The organism is Natrinema sp. 1APR25-10V2, assembly GCF_031626495.1.
GTDB lineage: Archaea > Halobacteriota > Halobacteria > Halobacteriales > Natrialbaceae > Natrinema.
The window spans coordinates 123,048-140,262 of sequence record NZ_JAMQOJ010000008.1 but is presented as its reverse complement, the minus strand read 5'-3'; the positions used below and the strand labels follow the sequence as shown (position 1 = coordinate 140,262).

Genomic DNA, 17,215 nt, shown 5'->3' with positions numbered 1-17,215 from the left:
GACTACGGCTGTACGCCACCCCGATGGGTACGCTTACGGATACGAAGATCTCTGAAAAGAACCTAACGACGGTACCGAAACCGGTTCGGAACTTCCTCGATGTCGGCGAGGGAGATCGGATCGAATGGCACGTCGAGAACGGACAGATCGTCGTCAAGAAACTCGAGACGGATTAAGTCTTCGCGAGACGTCGCTCTACACGTCGCTGGGGACGTCGACGTCGCGTCGCACGCCCGAATCGTCTACGTCAACGAGGACGCTCGCGTCGCTCTCGAGCAGGATCTCGCGACCGCCGACGTCACCGTCCACGGCGGTCAGCGGTTCGAAGAACCGTTCGTCGAACAGCACCGGGTAGCCACGGACGCCCTCGAGCGCCGCCGCGATCGCGTCGCCGGCGTCCGCGGCGTAGGCCACCACCAGCGCATCGACGGTTTCGGGGGAGACGAACGGCATGTCCCCGAGTGCGACGACGGTCGCCTCCGGCTCGTCGTTCCGACGTTGTACGGCTTCGATCCCGGTCCGAAGCGACGACGCCTGCCCGTCGTCGTAGTCTTCGTTGACGACCGTCTCGACAGGCAGTCCCGCGAGCGCGTCTCGGACGCGCTCGGCTTCGTGACCGAGGACGACGACGACCGGATCGACGACACTTTCGACGAGCGTCTGCGCGGCGTGACGGACGATCGGCTCCCCCTCGACGGTCGTCAGCAGTTTGTTTTCCGCGCCGAAGCGGCTGCTCGTCCCGGCCGCCAGCACTATGCCGGCGACGGTCGGTGCGTTTCCACTGGCACCGTTGTCGCACCCCTCGGCGGCCGCGTCGGGCAGATCGGCGGGCTCGAGGACCGGAAGGTCGGTGGTCGACGGCCGGTTCGATCCGTCGTCCGTCATCGCTCCAGCGCCGTCGACGGAACGACGTCGACCGTTTCGTCAGCAGCGAGGGCGTCCGTCGTCAACACGAACCCGTCGGCGCGGCTCGCGCGCGTACTCGAGGAGAGCACGCTCGGGTCGAACGTCTCCTCGTAGACCGGCAGCGCCGAGTCCGTGTGGCCGAGCGGCATCGCGGTGCCGTCGTCGAGCGTCACCGGGACCGCGTAGGTGAACCCGGGGGTTCCGATCCCCACGTCACGGGCCAGTTGCGCGGAGACGGTCGGCAGATCTGTATCGTCGGTGAAGAACGGGCGCGCGACCAGAGCCGTCACCAGATACGCGCCGACCGGTTTCCCAGGGATGGCGAAGGCCACCGCGTCGTGGTCTGGGAGACGCGCGACGGCGATCGGTTTGCCTGGACGGAGTCGAACCCGATGGAACAGGACCTCGCCGAGCGAGGCGAGCGCGCGAACGACGTAGTCCTTGTCGCCGACGCTCGTGCCGCCGGTCGTAACGACGATGTCGTGTTCGCGTGCGAGGTCGTCGATCCGGGACTCGACACGGTCGTTCTCGTCCGGCACCGAGCCCTCGTAGGTCGCCTCGTGGCCCCACGACCGGGCGAGTCCCGCCAGCATCGGCGAGTCGAGGTCCCGATGGTGGCCCTCGTGAATCTCTGTGCCGGTCGCCAGCAGACCGACAGACGCGCGGTCGCGAACGGACACCTCGTCGATCCCGAGGTCGCCGAGGAGCAACGCGTCCTTCGCTCCGAGTCGCTCGTCCGCGTCGAACAGCCGTTCGCCCTCGCTGACGTTGCTACCTCGTTCGTAGACGTAGGTCCCGGGCTCGAGCGCCGTCCCCGTGAGCCGGCCGTCCTCGACGGACGCCTCCTCGCGTTTGAGCACGGCGTTGGCCGACTCCGGCACCGGTGAACCGGTCGCGATCCGAACCGCCGTCCCGGGCTCGAGCGTCGGCGGTTCGTCCTCGGGATAGACCGGGTCGTCAACCACCTCGAGGGGGTAGTCTTCGGTCGCGTCGAACGCGAAGCCGTCCATCGTGGCGTGGCTCCGTTCGGGGACGTCGATCGGCGCGTGAACCGGCTCCGCGAGGGTCCGACCGGCCAGGTCGTCGAGGGGGACGCGCTCGGTTTCGAGAGACGGCAGCCACGCCGAGCGCAGCGCGCGAACGCGCTCGACAGCCGCATCGAGGCTGATTAGATCGTCGCCGTCGTGTAGTTTCCCTCCCGTCATTAGTTTAAATGGCTCCTGGAACGTGTCCGCTGAGAAACGCTAACGTTTATCTGCATGCTACGGGATACCATATGGTGTGGTAAATAGTATGCACATAGTGCAGGGTTATAAAAGATGATGGCGAGGGAGACGGGACGACTGCGGTTCGTCGGAGGAGCGGTATGATGGAGTTCGACGGCGAGTTCGAACTCGAGGACGTCCCGCCGGGGAAGGCGTGGGTGGTCCTCTCGGATCCGATCGCGGTTCGGAATTCGCTGAAGGGCTGTCAGTACATCACGCCGATGAACGACGACTTCAGCTTCGACGACTACGAGGCCGACGAGGAGGCCGAGACGCTACCCGAGGCCGATCCAGAGGAGGTCGCGGCGCGTGCGTTCGTCGAGGGGCAGGAGTACGCCGCCCTGATGCAGGTCGGCGTCGGGAGCGTCAAACCCCGGTTTGAGACATCGGTGACGATCGAGGAGCGAGACGAGGAGAACTTCATTATGACGGCTACCGGGAGCGGGACCGCGAGCGGCAGTAGCTTCAGCATGGAGTCGGGGATGCAGATCCACCCGCTCGAGGACGGCGAGGGATCGCGCATCGAGTGGTGGACCGAGGCCGACATCTCGGGCCGCATCGCGCAGCTCGGCTCACGGGTCATCGACCCCGTCGCCAACAAGATCGTGAACAACTTCTTCAGCGACATCGAGCGCCAGATGAGCGACGTCGAGGAGACGGATTCGGGCATCACGGACCGGATCCGCGGGATGCTATGAAACCGGCACAGTTCGAGACGCACGAACCCGCGACCGTCGAAGAGGCCGTGAGCCTCCTCGAGAGCCTGGACGACCGGGCGATCCTCGCCGGCGGGCAGAGCATGGTCCCGATGCTGCGGTTTCGACTCGCCGTGCCGGAGACGGTCATCGACATCAACGGCATCGAGGGGCTCGACTACCTCGAAGAGGAGGACGGCTGGCTCAAGATCGGCGCCCTCGCACGTCACGCCGACGTCGAGGAGTCGGAGCTGATCGACGAGAGGTACGGCAGCTTCGCGGACGCGGCACCGCTGGTCGCGGATCCGCAGATCCGGAACCGCGGGACGGTCGCGGGCGCGATCGCGCAGGCGGATCCGAAAGGCGACTGGGGCAGCGTTCTGCTGGCCCACGAAGGCGAGGTCGTCGCACAGGGGCCCGACGGCGAGCGGGTCGTTCCGGCGGAGGACTTCTTCCTGCTGCCCTACGATACGACGCTCGACGAGAACGAACTCATCACCGAGATCCGGGTCCCGACGCCGGCTCCCCGCGAGGGCAGCGCCTACCACAAGCTCAAACGAAAGGTCGGCGACTACGCGATGGCCGGCTCGGCCGCGCGGCTCGTCCTGGACGAGGACGGCCGGATCGAGACCGCCGATGTCGGGCTCACCGCCGTCGACATCACGAACGTCCGGGCGACCGACGCCGAGGACCACCTCGAGGGCGAGCGGCCTGGCAGCGAGGTCTTCAAACGTGCCGGCGAGCTGGCGGCCGAGCAGTCGAATCCCGAATCGGACGAACACGGCGACGCCGGCTACAAGGAACGGATGGTAAACGTCCTCACCCAGCGGGCGCTGGGCGACGCCGCCGAGCGCGCCGGACTCACCAAACGGAGGGTATCACAGTGACAGACACACGAGAGATCACGCTGACGGTAAACGGCACGGAACACACGATCGAGGTCGAGCCGCGACAGTTGCTCGTCCACGCGATCAGGGAGGAACTGGACCTGACCGGGACCCACATCGGCTGTGACACCGGCAACTGCGGGGCCTGTACGGTCCTCAAGGACGGCGAGCCGATCAAGTCCTGTCTCATGTTCGCGACGCAGGCCGACGGGAGCGAACTCATGACCGTCGAGGGCATGGAGGACCTCCCCGAGGCCGGCGACGACCTGCACCCGCTGCAGGAGGGCTTCCGCGAGGAACACGGGCTGCAGTGTGGCTACTGCACGCCCGGGATGATCATGTCGGGCAAGGCGTTGCTCGACGAGAACCCGGATCCCAGCGAGGAGGAGATCCGCGAGGCTATCAGCGGCAACCTCTGTCGGTGTACCGGCTACCAGAACATCGTTCGCTCGATCGAGTACGCCGCCGAGGAACTCGAGGAGGGGGAGATCGCCGCCGCGGACGGCGGCGTCGTCACGGACGCCGACGGCTCGACGGTCACGCCGGCCGAACTGACGACCGAGGACGGCGAGTTCGACTGCGGCGTCGAGAACTGCTGTGGCGGCCCCGCAACGGACCGAGATCACGATCCCGTCTCCGGGGGTGAGAGCGAATGAGCAGCGACTCCGAACAGTACGCCGAGGCCGAAGACGGCGGGCCACAGCCCGAGAAACACTGCGGCCACGGTCGCGGCGGCATGGGCGAGGAGGTCACGCGGAAGGAGGACCAGCGGTTCATCACCGGCCGGGGCAACTACGTCGACGATATCAAGAAGCCGGGGATGCTCCACTGCGAGATCGTCCGTAGCCCCCACGCCCACGCCCGCATCGAGGACATCGACAAGTCCCGGGCACTGGACGTCGACGGCGTCGTCGCCGTCCTCACCGCCGAGGACCTGCTCGAGCACGACCTCGCGACGATGCCGACGCTGATGGACGACACCCAGGACGTCCTGGTCAACGACAAGGTGAAGTTCCAGTCCCAGGAGGTCGCCGCCGTCATCGCCACCGACCGGTACACGGCCAAAGACGGGGCCGAGAAGGTCGTCGTCGACTACGACGTCCTCGACCCGGTCATCGGGGCGGAGAACGCGCTCGAGGACGACGCGCCGGTGATCAGGGACGACATCGAGGGCAAGGAGGACAATCACTGCCTCGACTGGGAAACCGGCGACGAAGAGGCGACCGCCGAGGCGTTCGAGCAGGCCGACGTCACGGTCAAAGAGGACATGCTCTACCAGCGGCTCCACCCCGCGCCGATCGAGACCTGCGGTGCCGTCGGGGACTACGACCCCGGCAAGGACAAGCTCACGGTCCACATGACCTCGCAGGCGCCCCACATCCACCGGACGCTGTTCGCGCAGGTCTCGGGGATTCCCGAACACAAGATCCGGATCGTCAGCCCGGACGTCGGGGGCGGCTTCGGCAACAAAGTGCCGATCTACCCCGGCTACGTCGTCGCCGCGGCGGCGTCGTACGTCCTCGAGGAGCCGGTCAAGTGGGTCGAGGAGCGCTCGGAGAACATCCAGTCGACCGGGTTCGCCCGCGACTACGACATGACCGGCGAACTCGCCGCGACCGAGGACGGCGAGATCCAGGCGGTCCGAACGGACGTGCTGGCCGACCACGGCGCGTTCAACGCCGTCGCCCAGCCCTCGAAGTTCCCCGCGGGATTCTTCAACATCTTCACCGGGTCGTACGACATCGACACCGCCTACGGGACGCTGACGGCGGCCTATACCAACACCGCGCCGGGCGGGGTGGCCTATCGATGCTCGTTCCGCGTGACGGAGGCGGTCTACCTCATCGAACGGATGGTGAAGGTACTCGCAGACGAACTGGACATGGACCCCGCCGAGATCCGGCGGAAGAACTTCATCCAGCCCGACCAGTTCCCCTACGAGAGCGCGACCGGCTGGAACTACGACTCCGGCGACTACGAGAAGGCCCTCGACAAAGCCCTCGAGATGGCCGACTACGAGTCCTACCGCGAGGAACAGCAGCGGCGGATCGAGGAGGACGCCGACAAGCTGCTCGGCATCGGGGTCTCCTCCTTTACCGAAGTGGTCGGGGCCGGCCCCGGCAAGTCCTGTGACATCGCAGGCGTCGAGATGTTCGACTCCGCGGAGATCCGGGTTCACCCGACCGGGAACGCCACTGTCCGGGTCGGCGTGCAGACCCAGGGTCAGGGCCACGAGACCACCTTCGCGCAGATCGTCGCGGAGGAACTCGGGATGAACGTCGACGACATCACCGTCGAACACGGCGACACCGACACCGACCCGTACGGCCTCGGGACCTACGGTTCGCGGAGTACCCCGGTCGCCGGCGCGGCCGCGGCCGTCGCCTCGCGCAAGGTCCGCGAGAAGGCCAAAGCGATCGCGGCCAACGAACTCGAGGCCGCCGAGGAGGACATCGACTGGGACCGCGAGAGCGGCGAGTTCCACGTCGCCGGCGCCCCGGACCGCTCGATCACGATCACCGAGATCGCCGCGGGCGCGTACATGAACCACCCGACGAGCGAGGAGCCCGGCCTCGAGGCGGTCAACTACTACGATCCGCCGGAGATGACCTACCCGTTCGGATCGTACATCGTGATCGTGGAGGTCGACCGCGAGACCGGTGAGGTCGAGTTCGAGAAGTTCGTCGCGGTCGACGACTGCGGCAACCGAATCAATCCGATGATCATCGAAGGGCAGATCCACGGCGGCCTGGCCCAGGGGATCGGGACGGCGATGCTCGAACACGTCACCTTCGACGACAACGGCAACGTCACCGGCGGAGACTTCATGAACTACCTGCTGCCGACGTCCATGGAGATCCCCGAGTTCGAGACGGGCCACACCGTCACGCCGTCGCCGCACCACCCGATCGGGGCGAAGGGCGTCGGCGAGTCGCCGACCGTCGGCTCGCCGCCGGCGATCGTCAACGCCGTCGTCGACGCCATGTCCCACGGCGGGATCAGTCACGTCGAGATGCCCATGACGCCCGATCGCGTCTGGAAGAAACTCGACGAGGCGGGGCTGGCGATGGACCCCGCGGACAACGTCGAACTCGCCTTCGAGGGTCAGGAGAGTGACGGCGTCGCGGACGACTGAGCGCTCGACCCCGCGGGTCCTTCGGATCCGACCCGCGGACGGACGCCGCCGACACGACATCACCGAATGACAGGGGACACACCACCAGACGACGCGGACGAGACCGACGGTCGAAGAGCCGAAACGACAGACAGCGACCTCGCGGCGCGGGAACGCGCGCTGCGAGATCGCGAGGAGCCGTACGCCCGGGCGACTGTCGTCCGGCGAGAGCCGCCGGTGTCGGCGAACGTCGGCGACCGCGCGCTCGTCACGGCGGACGGCGACCTGCACGGCTGGATCGGCGGCGCCGCCTGCGCGCAGTCGCGCGTCGTCGAGGTCGCTCGAGCGGCTATCGCCGACGGCGAGCCGCGGCTACTGGGGCTCGCGCCTGACCCCGACGACGTCGACCGCCCCGGACTCGAGGCCTATCCCATGCTGTGTCACAGCGAGGGGACCCTCGAGATATTCGTCGAGCCGGTGGTCCCGACGACCCGACTGCTCGTCGTCGGCGGCTCGCCGATCGCGCGGTCGCTGACCCGGCTGGCACCGGAACTCGACCTCGAGGTGACCGTCGTCGACCCCGACGCCGACGGGGACGAGTACCCGGCGGGGACGACCGTCCTGTCGACGCTCGAGCCCGCCGAGATCGCCGATGCGGTCGGCGCGGGGCCGTTCGTGGTCGCGGCCTCGATGGGTGAGTACGACGCCCGCGGGGTCGCCGCCGGCGTGCTCGCCGACGCGCCTTACGTCGGTCTCGTCGCGAGCGACGGCCGGGCCGCAGAGGTCGTCGAGCGGGCCGCCGGACTCGTTGACCGCGACCCAGAGACCGTCCGCGAGCTGGTCACGAACCCCGCGGGGGTCGACGTCGCGGCGTCGTCGGGCTCCGAAATCGCGGTGAGCCTGCTGGCGGAACTGATCGACGTTCGGGCCGAGACCGAAACCGTCGTCGCGTCCGCCTCGAGCGGCGATGCCTCAGGCGAGGCGGTCGACGAGTCGGACGAGCCCGCCGCGGCGACCGACGCCCCCGCGAAGCCGGCGACCGACCCGGTCTGCGGCATGACCGTCGAGCCGGCGGACGCGCCGAGCGTCACCCACGACGGAACGACCTACTACTTCTGTTGTCCCGGCTGCGCGGACTCGTTCGAGAACGACCCCGAGGAGTACCTCGAGCCCGCCGAGGGAGAGACGACGGAGCTAGCATGACGGGCGAAACGCCGGTGACGCCGGTCGAACCGCTGACCGAGGCGGCGATTCGCGAGCGGTTCGGCCGCCAGCAGTACGTCGCCGACGATCGCGTGGTCACGACCGTCCACCTGGCGCTGCAACTCGGCCGCCCCCTCCTCGTGGAGGGGCCGCCCGGCAGCGGCAAGACCGAACTCGGCAAGGTCCTCGCGGACGGGTTCGACACGGAGCTGATCAGGCTGCAGTGCTACGAGGGTCTGACCGCCGAGAACGCCCTCTACGAGTGGAACTACACGAAACAGCTGCTGGCGGTGCAGTCGAACGAGGGGACGGTCGCTGACGACGCCGCGGGAGCCGCGGACCGGCCGTCCGACGCCGAACGCGACGATCGACCCCAGTCCGTCTTCGACGAGGAATACCTGCTCGAGCGCCCCCTGTTGCGCGCGCTCACCGCCGGCGAGGACCGCTCGCCGGTGCTGTTGATCGACGAGATCGACCGCGCCGACGAGGCCTTCGAGGCCTTTCTGCTCGAGCTCCTCTCGGACTACCAGGTGTCGATTCCGGAGCTGGGGACGGTCAGCGCCGAGCACCCGCCGATCGTCGTCCTCACGTCGAACCGGACCCGCGGACTCAGCGACGCGCTCAAACGGCGCTGTCTCTACTTGCACGTCGAGCCGCCGTCGTTCGAGACGGAGTACGAGATCGTCTCGCGGAAGGTCCCCGAACTCGACGCGGCGATCGCGGCCGAGGTCTGTGCCGTCGTCGAGCGGCTCCGCGAAGAGTCGTTCCTCAAGCGGCCCGGCGTCGCCGAAACGCTGGACTGGGCGCGGGCCGTCGCCACGCTCCGGACCGACGACCGGGACCGACCGCTCTCGACCGACGAAATCGAGCGGACGATCGGCTGCCTGCTCAAGGAGGTCGAGGACGTCTCCCGGATCGACACCGAATTGCTCGAGCAGCTACGGGCGGCCGCAGCCGACGCCGACGCGCGAGTCGAGACAGAGCCATGACACCGAACTCCGACGCCGAGCGGCGCGATTACGACCGCCGAGCCGACGGCGGTCGCCGCGGTCGACGGGGGCTCGAGCGGCCGACGGCCGGCGGTGTGCCGGACTTCGAAGCCGCCCGGACGCACGTGTTGACGGAACTCGTGCGCTTCGTCGGGCGGCTCCGCCGAGAGGGTGCGACGGTCGCGGCCGACGGCACGCTCGAGGCGGCGCGGGCGCTCGCCGCGGTCGGACTCGCGGATCGAACGACCGCCGCGGACGCGCTCCGGGCGACCCTGCTCACCGAGGCCAGCGACGGCGAGGTTTTCGACGCGGAGTTTCCGACCTTCTGGCACCGGTTACGGACCGGTCTCGACCGCATCGCGACCCACGAGGGGAGTGGCGCTGCCGACGGCGACGGCCCCGAGAGCGGGCCCGCCGCAGACCTCGAGGCCGACGACGGGGCGACGGTCCCGTCGGCCGACGACGAGGCGCCGACGCCAGACTCGAGCGACGAGTCGGGCGACGTCGACGTTCGGATCGCGACCGGCCGGCGCCACGCCGCCGGCGAGCGAGCGGTCGACGACGGCGACGACGCCGCGCGCAGGTACAGCGCCGTGGGGGGGCGTCAGCCGGTCGAAGCCGACGACGCGTCGCTGTCGGCCGCCGACGACGCGGCGATCGATCGGTTCGTCGCGGCGCTCGCGACCATTCCGGGCCGGCGCACCCGAGCGGCCCCGGACGGCGACCGCGTGGACGCGCGTCGGGCGCTCCGCGCGAGCCTCGGGACCGGCGGAACGGCGATGGAACTCCCCGCTCGCGACCCAGTGCCGACCGAACTCCGGTGCTGTCTGTTGATCGACGTCAGCGGGTCCGTCCTCGACACGATCGACCGCGACGCGCTGCTGGCCGTGGCCGAACGGCTCCGGGAGCGCGCGCGGACGGCCTCGGTCTTCCTGTTCGACACCGACCTCGTCGACGCCACCGGGGAGTTCGAGCGCGCCGGCGGCGATCCGGCAGGCGCCCTCCGCGAGGCCGAGATCGAGTGGGGCGGCGGGACGCGGATCGGCGACGCGTTCCAGACGCTGCGGCGACGCCACCCCCACGCGGTGGACCGCCGGACCGTCGTCGTCGTGGTCAGCGACGGTCTCGACGTCGGCGACCAGACGTCCCTGGAGGACGGGATCACCTGGCTGGCCCGCCGGGCCGACGCGGTCGTCTGGCTCAATCCGCTGGCCGTCTCGCCGGCGTACGAGCCCCGATCGCGGGGGATGGCGACCTGTCTCCCGTACATCGACGGCCTGTTCGGCTTCGCGACGCCGCCGGACCTCGCCGCCGCCGCGCGCCAACTCGAGCGCCGCGGGATCGACGGCCCGGTCGGTTACGAACACGACCCGCGACGAATCGCGGCCGGAGACGGGGGCGATCCCGAGTGACCGATCCGATTCTCCCCGCGGTCGTCGACCGCCTGCGGGCCCGCGGCGCGCTCGAGGGGGCGACGGTCGACCGCGTGACCGTCGGCGACGCGGCGGTGCTCGTCGAACTGGCGAGCACCGGCGGCGGCGCGACGGCGCGGAACCGACCCACCGCTGGTCTCGCCCACCGCCCGTCCGAGGGGGCCGAAGCGGCAACCGACTTCGCGGGGACGGCCGACGGGGTCGATCTCGAGACGCTCCTCGCGTGGGCGACGCGGACGGCTTCCGAGTCGGGGACAGATCTGCTCGAGACCGCGGTCGGCGTCGCCGCGATCAACGCGCTGTCGGCCCCGTTCGTCGACTGGACCGCCGGCGATCCGATGGCGCTGTTGGACCCCGCCGTCGAGACGGTCGCGACGGTGGGGCTCTTCCGGCCGGCGTTCCGGAAGTTCGCCGACGTCGACGTCCGTGTCGTCGAACGGCGGGCCGTCGGCTCCGTATCGGCTCCAGAGGGGGTCCGAGCCACCGCGTACAGACCGGACGAAGCGAGCGCGGCGATGGCCGGCGCTTCCGTCGTCTTCGTCACTGGTTCGACCCTCATCTACGGCGGACTCGAGCGCTATCTCGCGGCCGCACCGGTGTCGGCGACGGTCGTCCTGATCGGCGCGACGGCGTCTCTCCTCCCGGGACCGGCGTTCGACGCCGGAGTCGACGTCGTCGCCGGCGCGGCGGTGACGGACCGCGAGCGCGTCCGCGAGGCCATTCGGGCCGGCGCGTGTGGGACTGACCTGCACGACGCGGGCGTTCGCAAGGTCTACGCGGTGGCCAATCGGGAGACGACGGGGGTCGGGGGACTGCGAGGGGTGGACGGCAGCGCGAACAACCGAGGCGGAGCGACCGACGACCGAACTGATCTGAACCAATGACACGAAGCAACTGGAGCGTTCCCGAGACCGAGGTGGTACAGCGAATTCACGAGCGACTCGACGCCGCTGGAACCGACGTGCTGGCGACGATCGTCGACGTCGAAGGCAACGCCTACCGGCGACCCGGCGCGAAGATGCTCCTCGACGAGGCCGGCGAGGGCGTCGGCTCTATCACCGCGGGCTGCCTCGAGGACGACCTGCTCGCGACGGCCGAGTCGGTCCGCGAACGCGGCCGCCCGGAGCTGGTGACGTACGACCTGATGGAGGACGACGAGGACGTCTGGGGGCTGGGCGTCGGCTGCAACGGGATCATCGACGTCCTGCTGGAGCCCCTGACCGAGACCTACCGCCCGGCTGTCGAAGCGTTCGACGAGGGGCGAGACGTCGCTGTCCTCACCGTCCTCGAGGGCGGGGACGGCCCGCTCGAGCGGGGGGATCGCGCGTACTACCGACCCGACGAGGAGGGGCTGTCAGCGCCGGACGGCGGCCCTGCGATGGGGTGGCCCGAGCGACTCTCGGGGCCGGCGGGCGACCTCGCCGAACGCGGGCGAGCCGACGTCATCGAACTCGACCCGGGGGACAGCCGCCTCGAAGTCTTCATCGACGGCCTCGCGGCTCCGACGGAGCTGCTAGTCTTCGGATCCGGTCACGACGTGGGGCCGGTCACGGAACTGGCCGCGAAGAACGACTTCCGGGTAACCGTCGTCGGCTTCCGCGGGAGCGTCGACCTCGATGAGCGGTTCCCCGACGCCGACCGAACGCTGACGACCTCGCCGGGAACCGTCGACGACGCGGTCGACCTCGACGAGCGCACCCACGCGGTCGTCATGACCCACAATTTCATCGACGACCGACTGACGGTCGAGCAGTTGCTGGACGCGTCGGTCCCCTACGTCGGGCTCATGGGCCCTCACGAACGGTTCGAAGAGATGCTCGAGGCCTTCGCGGACGAAGGGCGGACGTTCGACGAGAGGGCGCTGTCGTCGCTGTACACGCCGATCGGGCTGGATCTCGGCGGCGGCTCGCCCTACCAGATCGCACACAGTATCGTCGCGGAGATGCTGGCGGTTTCGAACGACCGGACGCCGCGACACCTGAAGCGGCGCGAGGGACACATCCACGACCGGGTGACCGTCGAGTCGGCGGGCGATGTCCCGTCACAGTAACGCGGTGCTTGCCCGTCGCCCGCTCGATGGACGATCTCGAGCCATCTTGGAGATGTCCGTTACCGGTTGCTCACCCTCTGTATCACGGTCGGGTCGCCTGGCTGGTCGTGCTCTTCTGTACGGCGCTCGCGATCGCGCTCCTGTAAGGCCGGAACTGGCCCAGCTTCGAGCCTGCCCGCCGTCCTGATGCGCCGGCGGTCGCTCGAACGGAGAAAGTTTCAAGGTCGGCGGATGTGAGTTCCAGACGAACTGGTGAGTCGTGTGAGCGAAAAGAACGTCGCGTCCAACGGGGGTTCGGGGACAGCCAGCGAAAGCGACGAAGCCAACGTCGTCGATATCGGGATTACTATCGACGTCACCGAAGTCGACGACCCTGTCCCCGACGACAGCGTCGAACTCGAGTTCGACGAGGCCGACCTCCTCGAAGCCGCCGACGCGGCGTCCGAACGCGACGCCACCGCCGATCGCCGGACCGAGACCGCGATCGAACCCGACGAACGCGAGGCCCTCGAGGAGTGCGACATCGACCCCGAAACGGTCGCCGAGAAGGAGTACTCCTACCGGTGCCTGCTCGACGAAGGGATCGGCGAATCGGTCGCGGCTGCCCTCCGCAGGCAGTTCTCGCTACCGTGGTCGTTCGACTCCGACGGCGACCTCGACCGGCGCTCGAGCGAGGTGCGCGGGCTCGGCGACGCCGAACGCGAGTGGATCGCGGTCAGCGAGGACGACGACTGGGAGTCCTTCGAGTACGAACACACCGAACCCGTCTCGTCCGCGCGAGAGCGGCCGTCGGAGCGGCCGTATCCGAAGCCGACGCCGGTGACGGCGGTAACGGGCGTCGGCCCCGAGGACGCCGACGCGCTGGCCGAGGCCGGGGTTCAGTCGGCCGAACGGCTGGCGACCGTCGATGCGATGACCGTCGCCGACCTCCTCGAACTGAACGTTCTCCACGTCCGGATGTGGCGACACAACGCCCGCGAACTGCTCGAGTAAGCGGATCGACCGTTTCGCAGCCCGCCGAAATTCGACCACTATTACAAGCCAAAACCGCCGCGTGTAGGCCGAAATCGCCGCTCGAGCGTTCCGTCGATCTCCAGTCGGCAGACGAGATTACTACTCTTGTACGTAATTTCGATAATCAGGACCATCAGAGATATATAGCGCACTGTTGGACCGTCTAACAGATGATTCCGATCGACGACTCTCCGATCGTTCGCGACGGCAAGTCACTGATTCTGGCGATGGACCACGGACTCGAGCACGGCCCCGTCGACTTCGAAGACGTCCCGGAGAAACTCGACCCGTCGACGGTCTTCGAGACGGCGACCCACGACGCCGTCACCGCGATGGCCGTCCAGAAGGGGATTGCGGAGGGCTACTATCCCAGCTACGAGGACGACGTAAACCTCCTGTTGAAGTTGAACGGAACCTCGAACCTCTGGATGGGCGAGCCAGACTCGGCGGTCAACTGCTCCGTCGACTACGCCGCCGAACTGGGTGCCGACGCGCTCGGCTTTACCGTCTACGGCGGCTCGAACCACGAGATCGAGATGGTCGAGGAGTTCCGCGACGCGCAGGAGAAGGGCCGCGAGTACGACCTCCCGATGGTCATGTGGTCGTACCCGCGCGGACAGGGACTGAAAAACGACACCAAGCCCGGCACGATCTCCTACGCGACCCGACTGGCCCTCGAACTGGGCGCTGACATCGCGAAAGTCAAATACCCCGGCAGCAAGGACGCGATGGCTCACGCCGTCAAGTGCGCCGGTGACATGAAGGTCGTCATGTCCGGCGGCTCCAAAACGTCGGACTACGAGTTCCTCTCGCAGGTCGAGGCCGTCATCGACGCCGGCGCGAAGGGGCTGGCCGTCGGCCGCAACGTCTGGCAGCGCGAGGACCCCACCCGGCTGCTCGACGCGCTCGAACAGGTCATCTACGAGGAGGCGACCGCCGACGCCGCGCTCGAGGCGACCGAATAGGAATGACGGTCTCCGACCCAGTCGTCGAGGAGGTCGTGTCGACGATCGGTCGCTCGGCGACCGAGATCCGGCAGGGGCTGATCGGTCGCCGGGGGACGGTCGACGAGGAGAACCCCAGCGGCGAGACCCAGGCCGAAGCGGATGTCTGGGCCGACGACCTGCTCGCCGACCGGCTCGCCGAGATCGACGGCGTCGGCGAGTACGCGAGCGAGGAACGCGCCGACGTGATCGACTGCGGCGACGACCCTACCGGCTCGGACGCCTACGCCGTCGCGGTCGATCCGCTCGACGGCTCGTCGAACCTCAAGTCCAACAACACGATGGGGACGATCTTCGGCGTCTACGACGACGCGCTCCCCGCTCGCGGCGACACCCTCGTCGCCGCCGGGTACGTCCTCTACGGCCCCATCACGACGATGGTGATCGCCACCGACGAGACCGTCGCCGAGTACGAACTCTCCGGCGGCGAGCGGGCGATCGTCGACGACGACGTGACGCTGCCCGACGAACCGGTCGTCTACGGTTTCGGCGGCCGCGTCCCCGACTGGCCCGACGACTTCCGGGAGTACGCCCGCGAGATCGAGGCGGAGCTCAAACTCCGCTACGGCGGCGCGCTGATCGGCGACGTGAACCAGGTCCTCACCTACGGCGGCACGTTCGGCTACCCAGGCCTCGAGTCCCGCCCCGAGGGCAAGCTCCGGCTCCAGTTCGAGGGGAACCCGATCGGCTACGTCGTCGAGCGCGCCGGCGGGCGCTCCTCGAACGGCGACCGATCGCTGCTTTCCGTCGAGCCCGACGACATCCACGACAGGACGCCGGTCCACGTCGGCAACGTGGCGTTGATCGACCGCCTCGAGGCAGCGCTCGAGTAACCCGCGGTCCCGTTGCGTTTTCGATCCGTTTGTTTTCGCAGTCAGCGGAGCCAGCCCGCCGTCACGCTGACGTAGACGCCGACGCCGATCAGCAACAGCGCGTAGAACGCCCACCGCGGCCAGGCCGTCTCGAGGAACAGCAACGTCAGAAACAGGACCCACAGCGAGACGGCGAGCAGGTCGCCGAGGAGGCGGAGGCTGCCGTTCGTAAGCGCGGCGAAGGCGCTCCGGTCGGACTCGGCGTCGGATCGGGAGGGACGACCGGAATCGTTACTCATGCGGGATCGTCGAGTGAGTTTCGGGTGCCTGGCGAGCGCGGTTCGGACGGTCGGTCGGACGGCGGTCAGAAGTGGTAGCCATGTTCTTCGGTCAGTCGGTACGCGCCGACGCCCCAGACGTAGCTCTGTCCGGGCCACCAGGTGCGGGCGTTGTTGAACCCGGCGACGAGGACCTCGCCGTCCTCGCCGTCGGGGTCGCGGTGGTAGCTCACGGAGCCGCTGTCGCCGTCGATCAGGTCCATCTCGCCGCCCCAGCGGATCTGCCCGCGGCGACAGAACTCGTCGGTGAAACAGGTCACTGCATCGACGCCCTGGATCTTCCCCGTCGTGTGGCCGCTCAGCGCGCCGACCTTCTCGAGTTCGCGGTCCCGCGCGACCAGATCGGCGAGCCCGAATCTGGTGAACTGGCCGCGGACGCGCGGTACCGATGGTGCGTCGATCCGGCTTGCGGGTGCGAGCCAGCTGGCAGGCTCGACGGTAGCGACATCCAGCACGGGATGGTAGTTCGTCACGGTCCCGAGTTCGACAGCATCGCCGTCTTCGCGCGGGAGGGTCAGGGATCCGTCGGTCGCCGCGCGGTCCTCGGCAAACGCGTGTTCGGCCGTCACGAAGAACCGCCGTTCGCTGGCCGGATGGTACAATGCCGGTGCGAGCGTTGCCAGGCTCGAAGAGGTCTCGCAGGCAACGCCGCTGGGAACGTGGCCGTCCGCGACGGCGTCTGCGAGCCGGGGCTCTACGGATTCGGCGCTGTCTCGAAAGTCCTCGATCTCGATGATCGTCTTGACGTCGATGTCGATCCCCTCCGCGATGTCGGCGAACATATCGCCGACGGAGTGTCCGTCGCTCGAGACGCCGATGGAGACGGTGGCGGTCGCGCTGTCGTAGCTGCCTGGGATGACCGCACTCCCGAGATAGCCGGTGAACGCGATCTGGGCGAGCCGCTCGTTGACCTCGAACGCTTTTTTGACGGCGGCGTACCACTCCGCGGGTACGTTCTGGGTCCGTTCGCGAACCGACCACGGATCGTCGGGATCGTCCCTGACGAGTGCGGTGACGACGGGAACCGTGCCGTCGTCGGCCGTGAGGAAGTCGTCGACCCCGAGCCACTGGGCCATGCCGATGGCGTAGCCGCCGCTGACCAGTGTTCTGAGGAACTGCCGTCGATCCATTCCCGTCTCGACCCGATCGCCGAGCGTTGCGAGCCGCTGGACGAGATGATCGGTATCTGACTCGTCGGACATACTGCGACACCGGTGTTTGGCCGCTATTGCCCCCGTTCCGCCAACGCATCTGTTCACGGACACAGGATCGGTTACCGTCGAAAGGAACGGCAAAATCGATGAAAGGGGTTCTGCCTGCAGTTGCCGCCAAGCGTCGTTCCCGCCGGTACTGACAGGAAGGCGACTAGTAGTTGGGCGACGTATTCGACCGGTGGTCAGTGTGCGCTCGCCGCCTCCAGTCCCTCGAGGATCACCCCCTGATATCGGTCCGACATAAAGGCTGCACGACTGAACGCAAGCGTTCGTGGCCCACGGCTGTTCAC

The 17,215-nt window shown here is 68.4% G+C and carries 17 protein-coding genes; 13 read left to right on the top strand and 4 right to left on the bottom strand.

Going from position 1 to position 17,215, the window contains the following annotated elements; all coding sequences use genetic code 11:
- Nucleotides 1-23 precede the first annotated feature (23 nt).
- On the top strand, nt 24-176 hold the full coding sequence (locus NDO75_RS23040; protein WP_310908973.1) for an AbrB/MazE/SpoVT family DNA-binding domain-containing protein: 153 nt from the start codon (nt 24-26) through the stop codon (nt 174-176).
- A 19-nt stretch (nt 177-195) separates the two neighbouring features.
- Here the strand turns inward: NDO75_RS23040 and NDO75_RS23035 are convergent, their stop codons facing one another.
- Nucleotides 196-885 (bottom strand): nucleotidyltransferase family protein, encoded by a 690-nt coding sequence (locus NDO75_RS23035; protein ID WP_310908972.1) that lies wholly within the window; start codon nt 883-885, stop codon nt 196-198.
- A complete protein-coding gene (locus NDO75_RS23030) occupies nt 882-2,111 on the bottom strand; it encodes a molybdopterin molybdotransferase MoeA (protein ID WP_310908971.1) in 1,230 nt (409 codons plus the stop codon). Before NDO75_RS23030 ends, NDO75_RS23035 begins: the two co-directional genes overlap by 4 nt.
- A gap of 161 nt (nt 2,112-2,272) precedes the next feature.
- Between NDO75_RS23030 and NDO75_RS23025 the strand changes: the two genes are divergently transcribed.
- The 12 genes from NDO75_RS23025 to NDO75_RS22970 all read left to right on the top strand — a co-directional run bounded on the left by NDO75_RS23025 (nt 2,273) and on the right by NDO75_RS22970 (nt 15,394).
- Entirely contained in the window at nt 2,273-2,869 is a 597-nt protein-coding gene (locus NDO75_RS23025) for an SRPBCC domain-containing protein (protein WP_310908970.1), read from the top strand.
- Entirely contained in the window at nt 2,866-3,753 is an 888-nt protein-coding gene (locus NDO75_RS23020; RefSeq protein WP_310908969.1) for a xanthine dehydrogenase family protein subunit M, read from the top strand. Before NDO75_RS23025 ends, NDO75_RS23020 begins: the two co-directional genes overlap by 4 nt.
- Entirely contained in the window at nt 3,750-4,409 is a 660-nt protein-coding gene (locus NDO75_RS23015) for a 2Fe-2S iron-sulfur cluster-binding protein (RefSeq protein WP_310908968.1), read from the top strand. The genes NDO75_RS23020 and NDO75_RS23015 overlap by 4 nt, the downstream gene beginning before the upstream one ends.
- Nucleotides 4,406-6,889 carry an aerobic carbon-monoxide dehydrogenase large subunit gene (locus tag NDO75_RS23010; RefSeq protein ID WP_310908967.1) on the top strand — a complete coding sequence of 828 codons (2,484 nt, stop codon included), beginning with the start codon at nt 4,406-4,408 and terminating at the stop codon, nt 6,887-6,889. The genes NDO75_RS23015 and NDO75_RS23010 overlap by 4 nt, the downstream gene beginning before the upstream one ends.
- Before the next feature lie 66 nt (nt 6,890-6,955).
- On the top strand, nt 6,956-8,071 hold the full coding sequence (locus NDO75_RS23005; RefSeq protein ID WP_310908966.1) for an XdhC family protein: 1,116 nt from the start codon (nt 6,956-6,958) through the stop codon (nt 8,069-8,071).
- Entirely contained in the window at nt 8,068-9,060 is a 993-nt protein-coding gene (locus NDO75_RS23000) for a MoxR family ATPase (RefSeq protein ID WP_310908965.1), read from the top strand. Before NDO75_RS23005 ends, NDO75_RS23000 begins: the two co-directional genes overlap by 4 nt.
- Nucleotides 9,057-10,472, top strand: a complete 1,416-nt coding sequence (locus NDO75_RS22995; protein ID WP_310908964.1) for a VWA domain-containing protein — start codon at nt 9,057-9,059, stop codon at nt 10,470-10,472. Before NDO75_RS23000 ends, NDO75_RS22995 begins: the two co-directional genes overlap by 4 nt.
- Entirely contained in the window at nt 10,469-11,377 is a 909-nt protein-coding gene (locus NDO75_RS22990) for a DUF364 domain-containing protein (RefSeq protein WP_310908963.1), read from the top strand. Before NDO75_RS22995 ends, NDO75_RS22990 begins: the two co-directional genes overlap by 4 nt.
- Entirely contained in the window at nt 11,374-12,543 is a 1,170-nt protein-coding gene (locus NDO75_RS22985; RefSeq protein ID WP_310908962.1) for an XdhC family protein, read from the top strand. The genes NDO75_RS22990 and NDO75_RS22985 overlap by 4 nt, the downstream gene beginning before the upstream one ends.
- A gap of 261 nt (nt 12,544-12,804) precedes the next feature.
- Nucleotides 12,805-13,536 carry a hypothetical protein gene (locus tag NDO75_RS22980; RefSeq protein ID WP_310908961.1) on the top strand — a complete coding sequence of 244 codons (732 nt, stop codon included), beginning with the start codon at nt 12,805-12,807 and terminating at the stop codon, nt 13,534-13,536.
- A 191-nt stretch (nt 13,537-13,727) separates the two neighbouring features.
- Nucleotides 13,728-14,522 (top strand): class I fructose-bisphosphate aldolase, encoded by a 795-nt coding sequence (locus NDO75_RS22975; protein ID WP_310908960.1) that lies wholly within the window; start codon nt 13,728-13,730, stop codon nt 14,520-14,522.
- A gap of 2 nt (nt 14,523-14,524) precedes the next feature.
- Complete coding sequence (locus NDO75_RS22970; RefSeq protein ID WP_310908959.1) at nt 14,525-15,394, top strand: class 1 fructose-bisphosphatase; 870 nt, start codon at nt 14,525-14,527, stop codon at nt 15,392-15,394.
- Between the two features lie 41 nt (nt 15,395-15,435).
- Here NDO75_RS22970 and NDO75_RS22965 read toward each other — a convergent pair whose 3' ends face one another.
- Entirely contained in the window at nt 15,436-15,672 is a 237-nt protein-coding gene (locus NDO75_RS22965; RefSeq protein ID WP_310908958.1) for a hypothetical protein, read from the bottom strand.
- Nucleotides 15,673-15,737: 65 nt separating this feature from the next.
- On the bottom strand, nt 15,738-16,913 hold the full coding sequence (locus NDO75_RS22960; RefSeq protein WP_310908957.1) for a hypothetical protein: 1,176 nt from the start codon (nt 16,911-16,913) through the stop codon (nt 15,738-15,740).
- Nucleotides 16,914-17,215 lie beyond the last annotated feature (302 nt).

Coding starts and splice junctions, on each gene's coding strand:
- NDO75_RS23005 (WP_310908966.1), top strand. CDS start 6,956: ATGACAGGGGACACACCACCAGACGACGCGGACGAGACCGACGGTCGA.
- NDO75_RS23020 (WP_310908969.1), top strand. CDS start 2,866: ATGAAACCGGCACAGTTCGAGACGCACGAACCCGCGACCGTCGAAGAG.
- NDO75_RS23010 (WP_310908967.1), top strand. CDS start 4,406: ATGAGCAGCGACTCCGAACAGTACGCCGAGGCCGAAGACGGCGGGCCA.
- NDO75_RS22985 (WP_310908962.1), top strand. CDS start 11,374: ATGACACGAAGCAACTGGAGCGTTCCCGAGACCGAGGTGGTACAGCGA.
- NDO75_RS23000 (WP_310908965.1), top strand. CDS start 8,068: ATGACGGGCGAAACGCCGGTGACGCCGGTCGAACCGCTGACCGAGGCG.
- NDO75_RS23040 (WP_310908973.1), top strand. CDS start 24: ATGGGTACGCTTACGGATACGAAGATCTCTGAAAAGAACCTAACGACG.
- NDO75_RS22970 (WP_310908959.1), top strand. CDS start 14,525: ATGACGGTCTCCGACCCAGTCGTCGAGGAGGTCGTGTCGACGATCGGT.
- NDO75_RS23035 (WP_310908972.1), bottom strand. CDS start 885: ATGACGGACGACGGATCGAACCGGCCGTCGACCACCGACCTTCCGGTC.
- NDO75_RS22965 (WP_310908958.1), bottom strand. CDS start 15,672: ATGAGTAACGATTCCGGTCGTCCCTCCCGATCCGACGCCGAGTCCGAC.
- NDO75_RS22995 (WP_310908964.1), top strand. CDS start 9,057: ATGACACCGAACTCCGACGCCGAGCGGCGCGATTACGACCGCCGAGCC.
- NDO75_RS22960 (WP_310908957.1), bottom strand. CDS start 16,913: ATGTCCGACGAGTCAGATACCGATCATCTCGTCCAGCGGCTCGCAACG.
- NDO75_RS23025 (WP_310908970.1), top strand. CDS start 2,273: ATGATGGAGTTCGACGGCGAGTTCGAACTCGAGGACGTCCCGCCGGGG.
- NDO75_RS22975 (WP_310908960.1), top strand. CDS start 13,728: ATGATTCCGATCGACGACTCTCCGATCGTTCGCGACGGCAAGTCACTG.
- NDO75_RS23030 (WP_310908971.1), bottom strand. CDS start 2,111: ATGACGGGAGGGAAACTACACGACGGCGACGATCTAATCAGCCTCGAT.